The sequence below is a fragment of the Kitasatospora sp. NPDC058048 genome, assembly GCF_042885555.1.
Classification (GTDB): Bacteria; Actinomycetota; Actinomycetes; order Streptomycetales; family Streptomycetaceae; genus Kitasatospora; species Kitasatospora lactacystinica.
Genome location: NZ_JBHVRT010000075.1, coordinates 1 through 18,873 on the forward strand (window position 1 = coordinate 1; position 18,873 = coordinate 18,873).

An 18,873-nucleotide genomic window follows, 5' to 3' on the forward strand; every position below is an offset into this window, starting at 1 on the left:
GCGGCCGGGGCCGGGGCGGCCGGAGCAGCCGGGGCGGCGGCGGGCGCGGCCGGAGCAGCAGCCGCGGCGGGTGCGGCCGGAGCAGCAGCGGGCGCGGGGGCAGCGGCAGGGGTCGGCGCGGAGCCGGCCTGGGTCGCGGCCTGGGTCACTGGGGTCACCTCGGTACCGGGCTTGTAGTCGGCGAAAAAGTCCCACCAGGCTCGGTCGACCGAGTTCGGGTCCTGGAGGTACTGCTGGTAGATCTCGTCGACGAGCCACTCATTGGGGCCGAAGCCAGTGGAGCTTGCCGAGCTGTTGGGGGTTTCAGGGGACTGTGGCGACACGGCGGCAACCGCCCTCTTCCGCTTCCTTTTGGGATGTTTGGACAGCGGGGATTAAGGCTACGCCCCTGACCAGTGATCGCGCAGTCCCCGGGGCCCAGGCGTCGCCCAGATCACAGTGCTGACCTGCACTTTGGCTGAAAAAGTGCGTTAGAAAGCCGCATCTGAGGGGAACCGATCGGTGCCGATCAGTGGGCATACCAGGACCAAACCGGACAAAAACTCGGTCGAATCCTCTAACGATCTTCGTATGCCTCTGTGTCGGATCTGTGACAAATGTCCCGACCGTCACCTGGGCGCGGTCCGGGCAGCCGGACCTCGATCCGGCAGCCGCGCGGGGACTCGGCCACCGCGATCCGCCCGCCGTGCAGGTCCACCGCCCAGCGGGCGATGGCCAGACCCAGGCCGGTACCGCCGTCCGCCCCCGGTCCGGCGGCGGTCGCGGTGCCGCTGCGGCTGAACCGGTCGAAGACCCGGGTGCGGTCGGCCGGCGGGATGCCGGGGCCCTCGTCCTCGACCTCCAGCAGCAGGCCGCCCTCCTCGCCCTCCGGTCTCGCCCGCACCGTCACGGTGCCGCCGGGTGGGGAGTGCTTGCAGGCGTTGTCGACCAGGTTGGCGACCACCTGGTGGAGCCGTTCCGGGTCCGCCACGCCGGTCAGGCCAGTGGGGCTGACCTCCAGGGCCAGCCGGACGTCCCCGCGCCGGGAGAAGGCGCCGCCGGCCGTGGCGCCGTCCACGGTGACCCCGCGCAGCACGCCGTCCAGGAACTCGCGTACCTCGAAGGGGCGGGCGTCCAGGTCGACCACGCCGTCGTCGATCTTGGAGAGGTCGAGCAGGTGGGTGACCAGACGGCCGAGCCGCTCGGTCTGCTCCAGCGCCGCGCCCAGGGTGGCCGGATTGGGCTGGACGACGCCGTCCACCACGTTCTCCAGGACGGCGCGCAGCGCGGCGATCGGCGTGCGCAGTTCGTGCGAGACGTTGGCGACCAGCTCGCGGCGGTGCCGGTCGGCGGCCTGGAGGTCGGCGGCCATGGCGTTGAACGCGGCCGCCAGCTCGCCGATCTCGTCGCGCGAGCCCGCCTCGACCCGGCGGGTGTAGTCCCCGGAGGCCATCGCGCGGGCGGCGGCCGTCATCTCGCGCAGGGGGGCGGTGAGCCCGTGCGCGAGGAACTGCATGAAGAGCAGCGAGGCGATCATGGAGAAGACCATGATGATCCGGATCTGGGTGTCGGACCGGATCGCCACGACCACCATCCCGGTGGCCAGGAACACGGAGACGATCACGAGCAGGGTGAGTTTGCCCTTGATCGAGCGGACCGGATCGAGCGGCCGGATGTCGGCCCAGACCCGGCGGGCGGCGCGGGCGGCCAGGTTCTGCTGCCGCGTGCCGTCGGATTCCCCGTTGCGTTGCTGTGGAAAGGTCATTGTCCCCTGTGGTCCCCGCGTCGTCCCCCCGCGTGGTGGCACGGCGTCGTCCGGACACGGGCCCCCCGGTGGCCCGTCGCCCGATCGATGCCGTCAGGAGAGCGGGGCCTCCAGGGCGTAGCCGACTCCGTGGACGGTGCGGATCCAGCTGGCGCCGATCTTCCGGCGCAGCGCCTTGACGTGGCTGTCCACCGTGCGGGTGCCGGACGCGTCGGTCCAGTCCCAGACCTCGGCCAGCAGCTGCTCGCGGGTGAGTACGGCGCGCGGCTGGGCGGCCAGGCAGGCGAGCAGGTCGAACTCGGTCGGCGTCAGGTGGACGTCGCCCGAGGCCAGCCGGACCCGGCGCTGCACGTGGTCGATCTCCAGCTCGCCGAACCGCAGGCTGCCCAGTGCGGGCGTGCGGGCGGCCTGCTGGGCGCGCTCGACGCGGCGCAGCAGGACGTTGACGCGGGCGGCCAGTTCGCGCATCGAGAACGGCTTGGTCATGTAGTCGTCCGCGCCCACGCCGAGGCCGACCAGCAGGTCCGTCTCGTCGTCGCGGGCGGTCAGCATCAGCACCGGCACCGGGCGCTGGGCCTGGATCCGGCGGCACACCTCCAGCCCGTCGAAGCCGGGCAGCATGATGTCGAGGACCACCAGGTCCGGCTGCCAGGTGTGGAAGCCGTCGACCGCGCCGGGGCCGTCGTGGGCCACGGCGACCTTGAAGCCCTCGGCGCCCAGCCGGGCGGCGATCGACTCGGCGATCGTGGGCTCGTCCTCCACCACCAGGACTCTGCGCTGGCTGCTCACAGTGCCACCGGTGTTGTGGTTGTCCTGCTGAATTTCTGTCACGGTCACGCCACCGCCCCCAGGGCTGCGGGCCGGCCACCTGTGGGGATGGCGGGCTCCGCTCGTAGTCTTGTTCCGTCGTGGACTGTGCCGGGTCCGCCGTCCCGCCGCGCGATCGGGAGCCGAGGACGGATGGTCGGCCGCCCACGTCTCCCGCGCACTTCGCAGCGTACGGACAGCGGATGCTTCCCGGCAGGTGGACCGGACGTTTCCGGCCCGTGGGCCGGCTGTCGGGCCGCCCTCGGACCCACTGCACGAGTGGGCACGGGCCGATACCTTACCCGGCGAATTTTCACTGCGTAACGGTACGTATGCAGTTCAGTTGACGCCAAGTCGCCGGTCAGAGGCCCTACTGCCGCGTTGCGGGGGAGAAGGTCTGGACCAATGTCGGGAATCCCGCCGTCCGCTACGGCGGTGTTCTTCACGGGCTTTTCCCAGGTGCCTCTCAGAACCTCGACGTACCGTGGCCACGACAACACCCGACCGGGCGGAACCCGCGGCGCGCGCCGGTACGTTGGGCCCGGGCGGGGAGCCGGTGGCTGCGGCGTGGAGCGGAGGCGGCATGGCGGGACTCGGACGGAGTGCCGGCGGGTGCGGGGGCGCGGGAGCGCCCTACGGAATGCTCCGCCTCGGGCTGCGCACCGGCGTCCTCCAGTGGCTGCTGGAGCGGGTGCCGACGCCCCGGAGCACGCCCTTCACGCTCGGGTACCTCGCCGTCGTGGGCGCCACCACGACCTTCGCCAAGCTCGCCGACCCGGAGCTCGTCCAGCGGCTGCAGGAGGCCTCCAGCTCGGACGGGCACAACCTGCTCCAGCATCCTTTGCGTGCTCTTGTGCTGAGCGGATTCTGGGTGGCCGGCGAGGTGTGGATGCCCTACCTGTGGGGATTCGCCCTCACCCTCGCCCCGCTGGAGCGCAGGGTCGGCCCGGCCCGGGCGGCGGCGGTGTTCGCGGTCGGGCACGTCGCGGCCACGCTGCTCTCCCAGGGGGTGGTGATCACCGCGGTGGAGACCGGGCGGATGGCGCCCGAGGCGATGGACTACCTGGACATCGGGGTCAGCTACGGCGTGCTCGCCTGCCTGGGTGCGGTGGCCGGGCTGCTCTCCTGGCGCGGGCGGCTGCTCGCGCTGGGCGGTGCGGGGCTGATGATCGCCCAGCAGATCGCCACCGACAAGGACGTGATCACGGGGGTGGGGCACCCGGCCGCGGTGCTCACCGGGGTCGCGCTGTGGCGCTGGCTGCGCCGGGTGGAGCGGCGCCCGCCCCGGCCGCGTCCGGCCGTCGCGACGGCCGCCGGCGGTGCGTCCGCGCGGGTGTGGACGGCGCGTTGACGCCGTCCTCCGGCCGGGGCGGTCCGGGTCCCGGGGGTCTCCTGCCGGGGTTCCCCGAGGTGCGCCCGCCCCTCTCTTGACGGAGTCGGGCGCGGGCTTCCCGGCCCGATTCGTGTTCGCTCACGGCGAACAGAGCGCCGGGAACATCCGGCGGCCGCCAAGCCTTAGTCAGGTCGACTCAAGTTCGCTGACTGGGGAGAGATCATGGCATCGACGTCCACACCGCTCACCCTGCCCGTGCTGCCGCTCGACGACGAGGTCGTCCTGCCGGGCATGGTCGTGCCGCTGGACCTGAAGGACGCCGAGGTGCGCGCCGCGGTCGAGGCCGCCCGGGCCGCCGTCACCGGCACCGGCAAGCCGCAGGTCCTGCTGGTCCCGCGGGTGGACGGCTCGTACGCGGCGGCCGGCACCCTGGCCACCGTGGAGCAGGTCGGACGGCTCGCGGACGGCGATCCGGCGGCGCTGGTGCGCGCCGTGCGCCGGGTCCGGATCGGGGCCGGCACCACCGGCCCCGGCGCCGCCCTCTGGGTGGAGACCACGCCGTTCCGGGAGTCCTCGGTGGGCACCCCGGTGGCCGGCCGGGCCGCCGAGCTGGTCAAGGAGTACAAGGCGCTGTCCACCCAGTGGCTGCGCAGGCGCGGCGCCTGGCAGATCGTCGACCGGGTGGCGCAGATCGAGGGCGTCGGCGAGCTCGCCGACAACATCGGCTACGCGCCCTTCGCCACCGCCGAGCAGAAGCTCAAGGTGCTGCTGGAGGCCGACCAGGTCGCCCGACTGGAGTACGCGCTCACCCTGCTGCGCGACCACCTCGCCGAGGAGGAGGTCAACGACACCATCCGCAAGGACGTCGAGGAGGGCGTGGCCAAGCAGCAGAAGGAGTTCCTGCTCCGCCGCCAGCTGGAGGCCGTCCGCAAGGAGCTGGCCGAGCTGAACGGCGGGGCGGCCGACGAGGAGGGCGACTACCGCGCCCGGGTCGAGGCCGCCGACCTGCCCGGGAAGGTCCGCGAGGCCGCGCTCAAGGAGGTCGACAAGCTGGAGCGCTCCTCCGACCAGTCGCCCGAGGGCTCCTGGATCCGGACCTGGCTGGACACCGTCCTGGAACTGCCCTGGAGCGAGCGCACCGAGGACGAGTACGACATCGCCGGCGCCCGCGCGGTGCTGGACGCCGACCACACCGGCCTCGACGACGTGAAGGACCGCATCGTCGAGTACCTGGCCGTCCGCAAGCGCCGGGCCGACCAGGGGCTCGGGCCGGCCGGCGGCCCTCGGGAGGGGCAGCGCGGAGCGCTTCCCACCAGCGGCACCGGCGGGCGACGGGCGGGCGGCGCGGTGCTGGCCCTGGTCGGCCCGCCCGGCGTCGGCAAGACCTCGCTCGGCGAGTCGGTGGCCCGCGCCATGGGCCGCAAGTTCGTCCGGGTCGCGCTCGGCGGCGTCCGGGACGAGGCGGAGATCCGCGGCCACCGGCGCACCTACGTCGGCGCGCTGCCCGGCCGGCTGGTGCGGGCGATCAAGGAGGCCGGCTCGATGAACCCGGTCGTCCTGCTCGACGAGATCGACAAGGTCGGCTCCGACTACCGGGGCGACCCGGCCGCCGCCCTGCTGGAGGTGCTGGACCCGGCGCAGAACCACACCTTCCGGGACCACTACCTGGAGGTCGAGCTCGACCTCTCCGACGTCGTCTTCCTCGCCACCGCCAACGTGCTGGACGCCATCCCCGGGCCGCTGCTCGACCGGATGGAGCTGGTCCGGCTGGACGGCTACACCGAGGACGAGAAGGTCGCCATCGCCCGCGACCACCTGCTCCCGCGCCAGCTGGAGAAGGCCGGTCTCGGCGGCGGGCAGGTCACCGTGGACGAGGCGGCGCTGCGCAGCCTCGCCGGGGAGTACACCCGGGAGGCGGGCGTGCGCACCCTGGAGCGCTCGATCGCCCGGGTGCTGCGCAGGATCGCCGCGCAGGCCGAACTGGGCGAACGCGAGCTGCCCGCCCAGGTCGGCCCGCAGGACCTGCGCGCCCTGATCGGCCGGCCGCACCACGTGCCGGAGTCCGCCCAGGAGCCGGCCGAGCGCCGCACCGCCGTCCCCGGCGTGGCCACCGGCCTCGCGGTGACCGGCGCCGGCGGCGACGTCCTCTACATCGAGGCCTCGCTGGCCGACGCCGAGACCGGCGGCACCGGGCTGACCCTCACCGGACAGCTGGGCGACGTGATGAAGGAGTCCGCGCACATCGCGCTCTCCTACCTGCGCTCGCGCGGCGCCGAGCTGGAGCTGCCGGTCACCTCGCTGCGGGACCGCGGCGTGCACCTGCACATCCCGGCCGGGGCCGTCCCCAAGGACGGGCCGAGCGCGGGCATCACCATGACCACGGCGCTGGCCTCGCTGCTCTCGGGCCGCAGGGTGCGCACCGACGTGGCGATGACCGGCGAGGTGTCGCTGACCGGGCGGGTGCTGCCGATCGGCGGGGTGAAGCAGAAGCTGCTCGCCGCCGACCGGGCCGGGGTCACCACGGTGATCATCCCCAGGCGCAACGAGGCCGACCTGGACGACGTCCCGGCCGAGGTGCTGGAGCGGCTCACCGTCCACCCGGTGGCGGACGTGCGGGAGGTGCTGGAGCTGGCGCTGGAGCCGGCCGGGGCCACGGTGCTGGTGGCCGCCTGACCGCCGGCCCGGGCCGCCCGCACCGGCGGCCCGGGCCACGCGCCGGCGCTCCGGGAGCCGCCGGTCCGACGGCCGCCGGCGACCCGAAGGGGCCACCGGCGATCTGAACGGCCGGCGGTACCCCCGCGTGCGAGACTGCGGAGATGCCGTCCCCCACGCAGCGCGCCCTGGCCCGGGTGCCCGACCGGCTGCGCCCCTTCCTGGTGCGCCACCGCCGGCTGGTGAAGTTCCTGCTGGTCGGGAGCGGCTGCTTCGTGCTCACCACGGTGATCAACTTCGAGCTCAAGTTCACGGTGCTGGAGCGCAAACCGGTGGTCGCGCTGACCGTCGCGACCGTGATCGGCACCGTCGTCTCGTACGTGCTGAACCGCCGCTGGGCCTTCCGGGCCGCCGGCCGCAAGCGCGAGGTGCTGATGTTCGTCCTGGTCAGCGCCGTGGCGATCGCCGTCAACGACATGCCGCTGGTGGTCTCCCGGTACCTCCTGGACCTGCGCGAGCCGTACATCGGGCCCTTCGAGCAGGAGGTCGCGGACTTCCTCAGCGGGATGGTCGTCGGCACCTTCGTGGCGATGCTGTTCCGCTACCGGGCGATGCGGCGGTGGGTCTTCGTCCCGCCCGCCGGGCGGACCCGGGCCGAGCCCGTCCCGGTGCCGACGGCGGTGCCCCCGGAACCCGACTACGCTGCACCCGGGATGCCACCGGATGTGCCGTAAAGGGGCGAGGTGAGCCTTATGCGTGAGCCGGACCCGGTCCGGACCGGGCCCGCCAGCCAGCAGGGGATGCGCCGGGCCAACCTGGCCCTGGTGCTCGGGACGATCGCGGGCGGACCGCGCTCGCGCGCCGAGGTGGCCGCCGGGACCGGCCTGACCAGGGCCGCCGTCTCCTCGCTCGCCGAGCAGCTGATCGCCGCCGGCCTGGTGGTCGAGGAGGGCCCCGCCGCGCCCAGCGGCAAGGTCGGCCGCCCCGGCACCGCGCTCGGCCTCAACCCGGACGGGCCCGGCGGCCTCGGCGCCGAGATCGGGGTGCGCCACCTGGGCGCCTGCGTGGTGGACCTGCGCGGGGAGGTCCGCGCCTGGCGGCGCCGGGAGGTCTCCAACCACGGGCGCGAGCCCGCCGCCGTGATGGCCGACCTCGCCCACCTGCTGCACGAGGCCGTCACCGAGTCGGGGCTGCGCCCGGCCGGGCTCACCCTGGCCGTGCCCGGGCTGGTCGGCGACTCCGGCGGGGTGCTCCGGCGGGCCGCCAACCTGGGCTGGCAGGACGTCCCGCTGGCCGCCGCGCTGCGCCCGGCGCTGCGCACGGCCGGCGGCGGCCTGGCCGGGCTGCCGATCGAGGCCGACAACGAGGCCAACCTCGGCGGACTGGCCGAGCGCTGGCTGGGCGCGGGCCCGGACGACTTCCTGTACGTCTCCGCCGAGGCCGGGGTGGGCGCGGCGATCGTGGTCGGCGGCCGGCTGCTGCGCGGGGCCGGCGGCTTCGCCGGCGAGTTCGGCCACGTGCCGGTCCACCCCGACGGGCCGCGCTGCGCCTGCGGGGCGCACGGCTGCCTGGAGCAGTACGCGGGCGAGGCGGCGGTGCTGCGGGCGGCCGGTCTGACCGGCGCCCGGGGCGACTGGGTGGCGCTGCTCGCCGACCGGGCCGGGGCCGGGGAGCGGGCCGCCCTCGCGGCGCTGGCCGGGGCCGGTGCCGCGCTCGGCACCGCGGCCGCCGGCGCGGTCAACCTGCTGGACCCGGCCGAGGTGGTGCTGGGCGGCGGCTACGCCCGGCTGGCGCCCTGGCTGCTGCCCGCGATGCGGGCCGAACTGGCCGCCCGGGTGACGGTGCGGCCCTGGTCGGAGGACCGGCTGACGGTCTCCCGGCTGGGTCGCCGCGGCCCGCTGCTGGGCGCGGCGGTGCGGGTCGTCCGGGCCATCGTGGCCGACCCGGGGCCGCTCGCGGCGGGGTGAGAGGCGTCCGGGTCGACCCGGCCTCGTGGCCGTCGTGGCCCGGCCGCCCCGGCCGGACCCGCGGGGCGCGCCGGCCCCGGAGCACGCGCCAGGCCCCCGGCCGTGGTGGTCGGGGGCCCGGTGACGGGTCGGGAGCGGGCGGCTCAGTCCTCGGTGGGGACCAGCGCGCGGCCGCCGGAGCGCGGGCCGCGCAGGACGGCCAGCAGGGCGACGCCGATGCCGATCAGCGCCCAGACCACCAGGACCAGGATGGGCAGCCCCAGGTTGGTGGAGTCGAAGTAGGCGACCGACTTGGCCGCGCTGGTGCCGGCGCCGTTCGGGATCCACGAGCTGATCGCCCGCCAGAACGGCGGCATCATCGGCGCCGGGTAGACCCCGCCCGCGCTCGGGTTGCCGAGCACCACGAAGATCAGCACCGCGATGCCGATGCCGATGACGTCGAACAGGCACTGGAGCGCCATGGTGAAGGCGCCGACCGAGAACACCACCAGCGCACCGACGGCGCTCAGGCCGAGGATCGAGCCCGGCAGCGCGTCCAGCACCGGCCCGGCGATCACCGTGCCGAGCACGCCGGCGCCGATCGAGTACAGCGCGAGCACGCCGAGGCGGATCACCAGGCGGTGGACGTTGGCCGGCTTGGAGCCCGCGCTGATGCCCAGGATGGAGGCGACCAGGTAGCCGCCGACGCACCAGCCGATCACCAGGTAGAAGGCGGAGAGGCCGTTGGTGTCGCCCTTGGCGAGCGGCACCACGTCCTGGACCTTCACGGTGCGGCCCTGGCTCTGGTCGATCGCGGTGGTGATGGTCTCGGCGGCCTTGGCCGCGGACGGGCCGCGGGCGCCGCCGACCAGCAGGGTGTCCTGGGTGCCGGTCGGGTCCACGACCAGCGCCGCGTAGATCTTCTGGTCCTTGATCTGCTGGGTCGCCGTCTCGGCGTCCGGCGCGGTGAGGGCCTTGACGGCGTCGTTCGGCACCGACTCCAGCGCGCCGACCAGCTTGGGGGCGACCTGCGGCGGGGCGACCACCGCGATGGAGAGGTTCTGCGGGGCCGGCTTGTGCAGCGCCCCGATGTACGAGGTGATGAAGCCGAGCTGGAGCAGCAGCACGCCGATCACGAGCAGTGCCGCGCGCGGGGTGACCGCACTCTTCAGTTCGGCGAGGAAACCCTGCCCCGGGGCTGCCATCCACATCTCCTTGCGTAACGGGGAAAAACGGTACTTCCAGAACCGATACTTCATACCATGAAGTAGTTGGCTTGTCGCACCGCACGCGCCGGGCCGCGGCCGGTGCCACTGCGCGATACTGGCGCGGTGAGCGACGAGGATGCCCTGGTGGCGGTGGAGCGCGAGGTCGCGCTGATGTTCCGGCGGGGCCGGGCCAGAGTGGCGGAACTCTCACGGCGGGTGCACCCCGGACTGGAGGGGATGGCGTACAGCCTGCTCGGCTACGTCGAGCAGGCCGGGCCGGTGCGGGTGACCGACGTCGGCGTGCACTTCTCGGTCGGCAAGGCGACGGTGAGCCGGCAGATCCGGACGCTGGAGGAGCTGGGCCTGGTGGCCCGGGAGACGGACCCGCTGGACCGCCGGTCCGCGCTGGTCTCGCTCACCGAGGACGGGCGGCGGCGCTACCTGGCCGCGCAGGGCGTCCGGATGCGGCGGGTGCGCGAGGTGATGGACGGCTGGTCACCGGAGGACGTGACCCGCTTCGCGGAGCTGCTGCACCGCTTCAACGACGTACTGGGGGAGCCGCCGGCCGAGTGATCCGGCGGCGGTCGCGCGGGCCTCCGGGGTCCGTGGGCGCGGGCTTTACTTTCCCTTGAAGAAAGTTGCCTAATTCAACCATCCAGTCTTATGGTTGCTTACGGCAACGAAATTTCATGATCCGCGTATCCCGCACGCTCGCCGAAGGACCCAGATGACCGTGACCACCGAGGCCGCGAGCGGAACCGCCGCAGCGGCCGACAGTCAACAGATGACGCACCGGCAGGTGATGGAGGCGCTCTCCGGCCTGCTGCTCGGCCTCTTCGTGGCCGTGCTCTCCTCGACCGTCGTCTCCAACGCCCTGCCGCACATCCTCGCCGACCTGCACGGCGGCCAGTCCGCCTACACCTGGGTGATCACCGCGGCCCTGCTCACCCTCACCGCCTCCACCCCGATCTGGGGCAAGCTCTCCGACCTCGTCAGCAAGAAGCTGCTGCTCCAGATCGCCCTGCTGATCTACATCGGCACCTCGGCGCTGGCCGGCCTCTCGCAGAACACCGGCGAGCTGATCGCCTGCCGCGCGCTCCAGGGCATCGGCGCCGGCGGTGTGGTGGCGCTCGGCCAGATCTGCCTGGCCGCGATGGTCCCGGCGCGCGAGCGCGGCCGCTACAGCGGCTACTTCGGCGCGGTCTTCGCCCTCGCCACCATCGGCGGACCGCTGATCGGCGGCGTCATCGTGGACACCTCCTGGCTCGGCTGGCGCTGGTGCTTCTACGTCGGCATCCCGTTCGCGCTGGTCGCGATCCTGGTGGTGCAGCGCACCCTCAAGCTCCCGGTGGTCAAGCGCAAGGCGAAGATCGACTACCTGGGCGCCCTGGTCATCACCGGCTCGGTCAGCCTGCTGATGATCTGGATCACCCTGGCCGGCAAGAACTACGCCTGGCTCTCCTGGCAGACCGCGGCCATGGTCGGCGGCGGCGTGCTGCTTGGCGCCCTGGCCGTCGTGATCGAGCGCCGCGCCGCCGAGCCGATCATCCCGCCGAGCCTCTTCAAGCACCGCACCGTCACCCTGGCCGCGCTGGCCAGCGTGCTGGTCGGCGTCGGGATGTACGGCGCGACCACCTTCCTCAGCCAGTACTTCCAGCTGGCCCGCGCCAAGTCCCCGACCATGGCCGGCCTGATGACCCTGCCGATGATCCTCGGCCTGGCCGTCTCCTCCGCGGTGGTCGGCCGGCTGATCACCAAGTACGGCAAGTGGAAGGCCTACCTGGTCTCCGGCACCGCGCTGCTCGCCGTCGGCTTCGCGCTGCTCGGCACCGCCCGGGCCGACACCAGCTATGTGCTGCTCTCCGTCTACATGGCGATCACCGGCGTCGGCCTCGGCCTGACCAGCCAGAACCTGGTGCTCGCGGTGCAGAACACGGTGCCCCGCAACGAGCTCGGCGCGGCCAGCTCGGTGGTCACCTTCTTCCGCACCATGGGCGGTGCGATGGGCGTCTCCGCGCTCGGCGCGCTGATGTCCAACAAGGTCTCCCACTACCTGGCCGAGAACCTGGCCGCGGCGCACGTCCCGGCGTCGCCCGCGGCCTCCGGCGGCGGCATCCCGGACCTGGCCAAGCTGCCCGCCCCGATCGTGCCGCTGGTGACGGACGCCTTCGGCCACGGCGTCGGCACCATCTTCCTGTGCGCCGCCCCGTTCGCGGCGCTGGCCTTCGTCACCGTGCTGTTCATCCGGGAGACCGCGCTGCGGACCACCACCCAGGAGAGCTGACCGGCCGTCGGGATACGCGAACGGGCCGGGGAGTGCGAAGGCACTCCCCGGCCCGTTGTGCCGGGTGCGGCTACTTGCCGGCGATCAGCGACAGCCCGTAGAGGACGGCCCCGCCGCACAGCGCGAAGCAGACGCAGGCGCCGGCCAGGGCGAGCCAGCCGCCGCCCGCGGCCCCGGCGCCGCCGCCCTCACGGGCGGCGACCAGGGCGGACTCGCGGCGGGACAGCGCCAGGATGCCGAGCGCGAAGACGCAGACGACGGCGACGGTGATGCCGAAGCTGAATCCGGCGGTCTGGGCCAGGGCGTTCCACTTGATGTGCATGGTGAGTGCTCCGGGGCGCTCAGGCCGCGACCGTGGTCGAGGCGGGGGTGGGGGTGTTCGCGGCGCCGGCCGGTGCGACCTCGACCGGGGTGACGTCGACGTCGTTGACGTTGTCCGCGCCGACCGGCTGGCGGCGGGAGATCACCCACATCGCGCCCGCGCCGGCCACCAGCACGACGCCGACCAGGGCGACGCCCCAGCTGCCCTGCTCGGCCAGCAGGGCGGCGCCGCCGGAGACCACGGCGGCGGCCGGCAGGGTCAGGCCCCAGGTGTAGACCATGCGGCGGACCAGGCTCCAGCGCAGCTCGCCCTTCGGGCCGCCGAGGCCGGCGCCCATGATGCCGCCGGAGCAGACCTGGGTGGTGGAGAGGCCGAAGCCCATGTGCGAGGAGGTCAGGATGACGGTCGCGGCGGCCGACTCGGAGGCGAAGCCCTGCGGCGGGCGGATGTCCGCCAGGCCCTTGCCCATCGAGCGGATGATCCGCCAGCCGCCCATGTAGGTGCCGAGCGCGATCGCGGCGCCGGCGGAGACGATCACCCAGGTGGGCGGCAGCGCGCCGTGCGGCAGGGCGCCGACCGAGACCAGGGTCAGGGTGATGATGCCCATCGTCTTCTGGGCGTCGTTGGTGCCGTGCGCGAGCGAGATCAGCGAGGAGGAGAAGATCTGGCCGGTCTTGAAGCCCTTCTCGGTGGTCGCGGAGTCGCCCTTGCGGGTGATCACGTACGCCAGCTTGGTGGCGCCCCAGGAGGCCAGGCCGGCGACGAACGGGGAGGCGACCGCGGGGATGAGGATCTTGGTCACCACGGTGTCGAAGTTGACGCCGTTCATGCCGACGCCGACGATCGTGGCGCCGATCAGGCCGCCGTACAGCGCGTGCGAGGAACTGGACGGCAGCCCGCGCAGCCAGGTCAGCAGGTTCCAGAGGATGGCGCCGGCCAGGGCCGCGAAGATGATCTCGGGATGGACGCCGGCCTTCTCGTTGACGATGCCGCCGGAGATGGTGGTGGCGACCTTCACGGACAGGAACGCGCCCGCGAAGTTGAGCAGGGCCGCGATGGTGACCGCGACCTTCGGACGAAGAGCCCCGGTCGCGATCGCGGTGGCGGCCGCGTTGGCGGTGTCGTGGAACCCGTTGGTGAAGTCGAAGGCGAGCGCCGTGATGATCACAACGGCTACCAGGAACGAGATGTGTTCCATACCCAAACAATCGTCGTAGTTGTCGCACGGACGTTGGTGACGTCGCGACCGTAGGTCTGCTTGGTAAACGGAAGGTGAACTGGGCCGGGAATCGTGGTTCCGATGGTTGACTCGCAGTGACCACTGGATTTCATCGAGGTGACATGCGGCGCGCTGAACTGGACATTAGCGAAGAACGCGCCGGTTCGACCCGGTTTGCTGAGAGCTGTCTCACAGGTCCATCGAGAATTAACCTCCCGGTCCGCATGCGCCCTGTTTCCGGCGAGTAACCCGTGGGAGGATCTGCGGGATCCGGAAAGCCGGGACAGGGGCAGTGCGCGGCGGGGAGGACCAGGCCATGGGCGGGGCGGGACAGAGAGCGGAGACGGCAGGCGTACGGCCCTGGGTGCGGGCGGCGCTGCGCTGCGGAGCCGTCCTCGCGGCCGCGGCGCTCGCACTGCCGGTGGGCGCCCAGGCCGCCTGGGCCGCGCCCGACCCGGGAGCCGGCCAGATCGCCGCCGACGCCGACCCGCTCGCCGCCGCCAAGGCCACCCTCGGCCCGCTGCTCGACCGGCTGCACGGGCTCTACCAGAGCGCCGAGGCCGCCACCGAGCAGTACAACGGCGCCGTCGCCAAGGCGGCGGACCAGCAGACCGCGCTCACCGACCTCCAGAGCCGGCTGGACCGCCAGCAGAAGCAGGTCGACGCGGGCACCGACATCGCCTCGCAGCTCGCCGCCGCGCAGTACCGCAACGGGGCCGCGTCGGCCTACGCGGAGCTGCTGCTCTCCAAGGACCCGTACGAGGCGGTCGTCATCGCCGAGCTGCTCGCCTCGGCCAGCCGCTCGCAGTCGGAGTTCCTGGACAAGCTGAAGAGCGACCGGGACGCGCTGGACGGGCTGAAGAAGCAGACCGAGGAGGCGCTGGCGACCGCCCGGACGCTGGTCGTCCAGCAGGACGCGGCCAAGGCCAAGGCGTCCGCCGACCTCACGGCGGTCGAGCAGATGGTCTCCTCGCTGACCGGTGCCCAGCGGACCGAGCTGGAGCAGCTGGAGAAGGCCAAGGCGGACGAGGCGCAGCTCGCGTTCCTCGCCTCCGGGGCGCTCGGCAAGGGCGAGCGCACGCCCTCCCAGCAGGGGCGCGCGGCCATCGCCTTCGCGCTGGCGCAGGTGAGCAAGCCGTACCTGTGGGGCGGCACCGGCCCGGACGCCTACGACTGCTCGGGCCTCACCTCGCAGGCCTGGCTGCACGCGGGCAAGCCGATCCCGCGCACCAGCCAGGAGCAGTGGGCGCAGCTGCCGCACGTGGCGCTCAACCAGCTGCGGCCCGGCGACCTGGTGGTGTACTTCCAGGACGCCTCGCACATCGGGATGTACATCGGCGGCGGGCTGATCGTGCAGGCGCCGCGGCCCGGCGCGTTCATCAAGATCTCGCCGATCGGCTCGATGCCGATCCTCGGGGCCGTCCGTCCCGACCCGTCCGGCGCGGCGGACGACGCCGGCGGCGCCTGGAAGGTGCCCGACCTCCCGTCGGGCTGGGACGCCGTCACGCCGATAGCGCCGAGCCCGGCCCACCAGCTGCCGGCCACGCCGGCCCCCGGCGGCGAGGTGACGCCGCCGACCCTGCCGCAGACGCCGGGCGGGACGCCGACCACGCCGGGCGGCACCGGTACGCCGACCGACCCGGGGACGCCGTCCGGCGGCACGCCCACCTCGACCCCGACCGGCACGCCGACCGGCCCGAGCACCCCGACGGGGACGGGCACCCCGAGCGGGACCGGCACGCCCACCCCGACCGGGACGGGCACCCCGACGGGGAACCCGAGCGGCACCGGCTCGGCGACCGCCTCGGCCCCGGGCAGCGCGACGGCCACGCTGCCGCTGGGCACGCCGACGCACTGACACCGCGGCACCGACACCGAAGTACGCAGGCCGCCCCACGTCATCGGACGTGGGGCGGCCTGCGGCTACGCGCCGCTGTCGGGGGCGAAGCGGATCACGACGGCCTTGGAGGTCGGCGTGTTGCTGATGTCGGCGGTGGAGTCGAGCGGCACCAGGACGTTGGTCTCGGGGTAGTAGGCCGCCGCGCCGCCGCGGGCGACGGGGTAGTGGACGACCCGGAAGTGCGGGGCGCGTCGCTCCACGCCGTCGCTCCACTCGCCGACCAGGTCGACGTACCCGCCGTCGGTGAGCCCGAGCTCGTCGGCGTCCGCGGGGTTGACCAGGACCACCCGGCGGCCGCCCTTGATGCCGCGGTAGCGGTCGTCGAGGCCGTAGATCGTGGTGTTGTACTGGTCGTGCGAGCGCAGGGTCTGGAGCAGCAGCCGGCCCGGCGGGACCTCGGGGGCGGTCAGCGGGTTGACGGAGAAGTTGGCCCTGCCGGTCGCGGTCGGGAAGGTACGGGTGTCCCGGGGGCCGTGCGGCAGGGTGAAGCCGCCGGGGCGGCGGACCTTCTCGTTGTAGTCCTCGAAGCCCGGCACGACGCGGGCGATCCGGTCCCGCAGGGTGTCGTAGTCGGCGGCGAAGTCCTCCCACGGCACGGTGTCCTGCGGCCCGAGCACGGCGCGGGCGAGCCGGCAGACGATCGCGGTCTCGGAGAGCAGCCCGGGGGCGGGCGGCCGCAGGCCGCCGCGCGAGGCGTGCACCTGGCCCATCGAGTCCTCGACGCTGACGAACTGGGCGCCGCGCGCGGTGACGTCCCGGTCGGTGCGGCCCAGGGTGGGCAGGATCAGGGCGCGGGCGCCGGTGACCACGTGCGAGCGGTTGAGCTTGGTGGAGACGTGGACGGTCAGCCGGCAGCGGCGCATCGCGGCCTCGGTGACCTCGGTGTCCGGGGTGGCCGCGACGAAGTTGCCGCCCATCGCGAAGAAGACCCCGACCCTGCCGTCGCGCATCGCGCGGATGGTGTCCACCGAGTCGAGGCCGTGCTCGCGCGGCGGCTCGAAGCGGAACTCCTCGCCCAGCGCGTCCAGGAAGGCGGCGGTGGGGCGTTCGAAGATGCCCATCGTCCGGTCGCCCTGGACGTTGCTGTGCCCGCGCACCGGGCAGACCCCGGCGCCGGGGCGGCCGACGTTGCCGCGCAGCAGCAGGAAGTTGACGACCTCGCGGATGGTCGGCACGGCGTGCTTGTGCTGGGTGAGGCCCATCGCCCAGCAGACGATGATCTTCTCGGACTTCAGCACCAGCTCGCCGAGCTCTGCTATCTGCTCCCAGGGCAGGCCGGTCGCGGCGAGCACCTCGTCGCGGTCGGTCCCGCGCGCCTGGGCCTCGAACTCCTCGAAGCCGTAGCAGTGTTCGGCGACGAAGTCGTGGTCGACGCCGTCCCGCTCCAGGACGATCCGGTTCAGCGCGCGGAACAGCGCGAGGTCGCCGCCGAGGCGGATCTGCAGGAAGAGGTCGGTCAGCCTGGTGCCGTGGCCGACCAGCCCGCGCGCGTGCTGGGGGTTCTTGAACCGCTCCAGGCCCGCCTCCGGCAGCGGGTTGACGCTGACGATCGTGGCGCCGGCCCGCTTGGCGCGCTCCAGCGCGGAGAGCATCCGGGGGTGGTTGGTGCCCGGGTTCTGGCCGGCCACGATGATCAGGTCGGCCTGGTAGAGGTCCTTCAGGCCGACGCTGCCCTTGCCGACGCCGAGCGTCTCGGTGAGCGCCGAGCCGGAGGACTCGTGGCACATGTTCGAGCAGTCCGGCATGTTGTTGGTGCCGAGCCGGCGGGCGAACAGCTGGTAGGCGAAGGCGGCCTCGTTGCTGGTCCGGCCGGAGGTGTAGAAGGCGGCGCCGTCCGGGGTGTCCAGGGCCTTCAGCTCCTCGGCGATCAGCGCGAAGGCGTCGTCCCAGGAGACCGGCGTGTAGTGGGTGGCGCCCTCGTCGAGCAGCATCGGCGCGGTGAGCCGGCCCTGCTGGCCCAGCCAGTAGCCGGAGCGCTCGGCCAGGTCGGCGACCGGGTGGGCGGCGAAGAAGTCGGCGTGGACGCGCCGCTCGGTGGCCTCCTCGGCGACGGCCTTGGCGCCGTTCTCGCAGAACTCGGCGGTGTGCGGCTTGTCCGGCTCCGGCCAGGCGCAGCCGGGGCAGTCGAAGCCGTTCTGCTGGTTGACCTTGCGCAGGGTGGCCAGGGTGCGGCGGGCGCCCATCTGCTCGGCGGCCATCCGCAGGCTGTGGCCGACGGCGGGCAGTCCGGCGGCCGCGTGCTGGGGCGCGGACACCTCGGGGGCGTCCTGCGCCGGGTCGCTCTGCGGGGCCTGCTTGGCCATGGCCGCTCCTCGGGCTCTGCTGGGTTCGCACCGCCGCGTTCGCGCGGGGATTCGATGGCATCCTTCCACCTGGCCGGGGCCCGGGGGAGAGGAGGAGGGGAGGGCGACGGCGGGGGGAGGGGCGGTGGACGGCGTCGGTAGAGTCTGGGCGTCATGGCGGGAGGGGAGGGCGCGTGCGAGTCGGGGACGTCCTGGACGGCCGGTACGAGCTGGTGGAGAAGCTTGGGCAAGGCGGGTTCGGGGTGGTGTGGCGGGCCCGGGACACCCGGATGGGGCGGCCGGTGGCGGTCAAGGTCATCGGGCACCACGGCGGTGACCGGGCGAAGGCCGCGCTGCGGTTCGTCCGGGAGGCCGGTGCGGCCGGCAACCTCTCGCACCCGCACATCGTCACGGTGCACGACCTGGGGCAGTGCGAGCTCGGCGGCGAGGAGGTCACCTACCTGGTGATGGAGCTGCTCACCGGCCGCACCCTCACCGAGGTGCTGCGGGCGGGGGTGCCCGAGCCCGCACTCAGCCTGCGCTGGGGGCGGCAGATCGGCGGAGCGCTGGCGGCCGCGCACGACGCGGGCATGGTGCACCGGGACATCAAGCCGGACAACGTGATGATCACCGACGCCGGGCAGCTGAAGGTGCTGGACTTCGGCATCGCCCAGCTGGACACCGGCGCGGGCGGGCTGACCACTACCGGGACGATCGTCGGCAGCCCGGCGTACATGGCGCCGGAGCGCTGGACCGGCGGCCGGGTGGACGGGCGGGCCGACCTCTACGCGCTGGGCTGCGTCCTGATCGAACTCTTCACCGGGGCACGGCCGTTCGGCGGGGACTCGACGCCGGTGCTGATGTACCAGCACCTCAACGAGGCGCCGGCGCCGCTGGACCCGGCGCAGTTCGGGCTGCCGCCGCAGGTGGCCGGGCTGGTCGCGGAGCTGCTGGCGAAGGATCCGGCGGACCGGCCGGCCGACGCCCGTACGGTCGAGCGGCGGCTCGCCGAGCTGGCCGACTGGCCGGGCGGCCGGGAGGCCTCGGCGCGGCAGCCGGCGCCGACCGTGGTGGAGCGCCCGGGGCCGGTGGTGCCGCCGCCGCCGAGCGCCCCGCCGGTCGTCCCCGCGCCTGCGCTGCCGCCCGCGCCCGCCGTGCTGCCCGCGCCCGCCGTGC

15 protein-coding genes are annotated in these 18,873 nt (G+C 73.6%); 8 read left to right on the forward strand and 7 right to left on the reverse strand.

All coding sequences use genetic code 11. The annotated features are described in order from the left end of the window. From ACFVVA_RS40995 to ACFVVA_RS41005, 3 genes are all read right to left on the reverse strand, one after another. A partial coding sequence (locus ACFVVA_RS40995) for a hypothetical protein (RefSeq protein WP_387695785.1) occupies positions 1–323 on the reverse strand: 323 nt, incomplete at its 3' end. A 233-nt stretch (positions 324–556) separates the two neighbouring features. Continuing rightward, complete coding sequence (locus ACFVVA_RS41000; RefSeq protein WP_387695787.1) at positions 557–1,744, reverse strand: sensor histidine kinase; 1,188 nt, start codon at positions 1,742–1,744, stop codon at positions 557–559. A gap of 93 nt (positions 1,745–1,837) precedes the next feature. Next, positions 1,838–2,575 (reverse strand): response regulator transcription factor, encoded by a 738-nt coding sequence (locus tag ACFVVA_RS41005; protein WP_030057574.1) that lies wholly within the window; start codon positions 2,573–2,575, stop codon positions 1,838–1,840. Between the two features lie 616 nt (positions 2,576–3,191). Between ACFVVA_RS41005 and ACFVVA_RS41010 the strand changes: the two genes are divergently transcribed. The 4 genes from ACFVVA_RS41010 (at position 3,192) to ACFVVA_RS41025 (ending at position 8,503) form a co-directional block, all read left to right on the forward strand. Beyond that, entirely contained in the window at positions 3,192–3,902 is a 711-nt protein-coding gene (locus ACFVVA_RS41010; RefSeq protein WP_387695788.1) for a rhomboid-like protein, read from the forward strand. Positions 3,903–4,106: 204 nt separating this feature from the next. After that, on the forward strand, positions 4,107–6,557 hold the full coding sequence (lon, locus tag ACFVVA_RS41015) for an endopeptidase La (protein WP_387695789.1): 2,451 nt from the start codon (positions 4,107–4,109) through the stop codon (positions 6,555–6,557). Between the two features lie 143 nt (positions 6,558–6,700). Beyond that, positions 6,701–7,270: a GtrA family protein gene (locus ACFVVA_RS41020; protein ID WP_387695791.1), complete on the forward strand. Its 570-nt coding sequence runs from the start codon at positions 6,701–6,703 to the stop codon at positions 7,268–7,270. Between the two features lie 18 nt (positions 7,271–7,288). Next, entirely contained in the window at positions 7,289–8,503 is a 1,215-nt protein-coding gene (locus ACFVVA_RS41025) for an ROK family protein (protein WP_387695793.1), read from the forward strand. A gap of 143 nt (positions 8,504–8,646) precedes the next feature. Here the strand turns inward: ACFVVA_RS41025 and ACFVVA_RS41030 are convergent, their stop codons facing one another. After that, positions 8,647–9,687, reverse strand: a complete 1,041-nt coding sequence (locus tag ACFVVA_RS41030; protein WP_387695794.1) for a DUF3533 domain-containing protein — start codon at positions 9,685–9,687, stop codon at positions 8,647–8,649. Positions 9,688–9,813: 126 nt separating this feature from the next. Here ACFVVA_RS41030 and ACFVVA_RS41035 point away from each other — a divergent pair, with 126 nt between their 5' ends. Together ACFVVA_RS41035 and ACFVVA_RS41040 are read left to right on the forward strand one after the other, a co-directional pair. After that, positions 9,814–10,263 (forward strand): MarR family winged helix-turn-helix transcriptional regulator, encoded by a 450-nt coding sequence (locus ACFVVA_RS41035; protein WP_387695795.1) that lies wholly within the window; start codon positions 9,814–9,816, stop codon positions 10,261–10,263. A gap of 154 nt (positions 10,264–10,417) precedes the next feature. Continuing rightward, positions 10,418–11,974 carry an MDR family MFS transporter gene (locus ACFVVA_RS41040; RefSeq protein WP_359904454.1) on the forward strand — a complete coding sequence of 519 codons (1,557 nt, stop codon included), beginning with the start codon at positions 10,418–10,420 and terminating at the stop codon, positions 11,972–11,974. Positions 11,975–12,044: 70 nt separating this feature from the next. Here ACFVVA_RS41040 and ACFVVA_RS41045 read toward each other — a convergent pair whose 3' ends face one another. Together ACFVVA_RS41045 and ACFVVA_RS41050 are read right to left on the reverse strand one after the other, a co-directional pair. After that, a complete protein-coding gene (locus ACFVVA_RS41045; RefSeq protein ID WP_387695796.1) occupies positions 12,045–12,296 on the reverse strand; it encodes a hypothetical protein in 252 nt (83 codons plus the stop codon). Between the two features lie 19 nt (positions 12,297–12,315). Then, the gene (locus ACFVVA_RS41050; RefSeq protein WP_387695797.1) at positions 12,316–13,494 is read right to left on the reverse strand and encodes an anion permease; all 1,179 of its coding nucleotides are present in this window, start codon (positions 13,492–13,494) and stop codon (positions 12,316–12,318) included. A 337-nt stretch (positions 13,495–13,831) separates the two neighbouring features. On the opposite strand from ACFVVA_RS41050, the gene ACFVVA_RS41055 reads away from it, so the two are divergent. After that, positions 13,832–15,373, forward strand: a complete 1,542-nt coding sequence (locus tag ACFVVA_RS41055) for a C40 family peptidase (protein ID WP_387695798.1) — start codon at positions 13,832–13,834, stop codon at positions 15,371–15,373. A 65-nt stretch (positions 15,374–15,438) separates the two neighbouring features. Here the strand turns inward: ACFVVA_RS41055 and ACFVVA_RS41060 are convergent, their stop codons facing one another. Further along, positions 15,439–17,718: an FdhF/YdeP family oxidoreductase gene (locus ACFVVA_RS41060; protein ID WP_387695799.1), complete on the reverse strand. Its 2,280-nt coding sequence runs from the start codon at positions 17,716–17,718 to the stop codon at positions 15,439–15,441. Between the two features lie 173 nt (positions 17,719–17,891). On the opposite strand from ACFVVA_RS41060, the gene ACFVVA_RS41065 reads away from it, so the two are divergent. Further along, positions 17,892–18,873: serine/threonine-protein kinase (locus tag ACFVVA_RS41065; RefSeq protein WP_387695800.1), on the forward strand; the 982-nt coding region annotated here is incomplete at its 3' end.

Coding starts and splice junctions, on each gene's coding strand:
- ACFVVA_RS41000 (WP_387695787.1), bottom strand. CDS start 1,744: ATGACCTTTCCACAGCAACGCAACGGGGAATCCGACGGCACGCGGCAG.
- ACFVVA_RS41010 (WP_387695788.1), top strand. CDS start 3,192: ATGCTCCGCCTCGGGCTGCGCACCGGCGTCCTCCAGTGGCTGCTGGAG.
- lon (WP_387695789.1), top strand. CDS start 4,107: ATGGCATCGACGTCCACACCGCTCACCCTGCCCGTGCTGCCGCTCGAC.
- ACFVVA_RS41020 (WP_387695791.1), top strand. CDS start 6,701: ATGCCGTCCCCCACGCAGCGCGCCCTGGCCCGGGTGCCCGACCGGCTG.
- ACFVVA_RS41025 (WP_387695793.1), top strand. CDS start 7,289: ATGCGTGAGCCGGACCCGGTCCGGACCGGGCCCGCCAGCCAGCAGGGG.
- ACFVVA_RS41030 (WP_387695794.1), bottom strand. CDS start 9,687: ATGGCAGCCCCGGGGCAGGGTTTCCTCGCCGAACTGAAGAGTGCGGTC.
- ACFVVA_RS41040 (WP_359904454.1), top strand. CDS start 10,418: ATGACCGTGACCACCGAGGCCGCGAGCGGAACCGCCGCAGCGGCCGAC.
- ACFVVA_RS41045 (WP_387695796.1), bottom strand. CDS start 12,296: ATGCACATCAAGTGGAACGCCCTGGCCCAGACCGCCGGATTCAGCTTC.
- ACFVVA_RS41050 (WP_387695797.1), bottom strand. CDS start 13,494: ATGGAACACATCTCGTTCCTGGTAGCCGTTGTGATCATCACGGCGCTC.
- ACFVVA_RS41055 (WP_387695798.1), top strand. CDS start 13,832: ATGGGCGGGGCGGGACAGAGAGCGGAGACGGCAGGCGTACGGCCCTGG.
- ACFVVA_RS41060 (WP_387695799.1), bottom strand. CDS start 17,718: ATGGCCAAGCAGGCCCCGCAGAGCGACCCGGCGCAGGACGCCCCCGAG.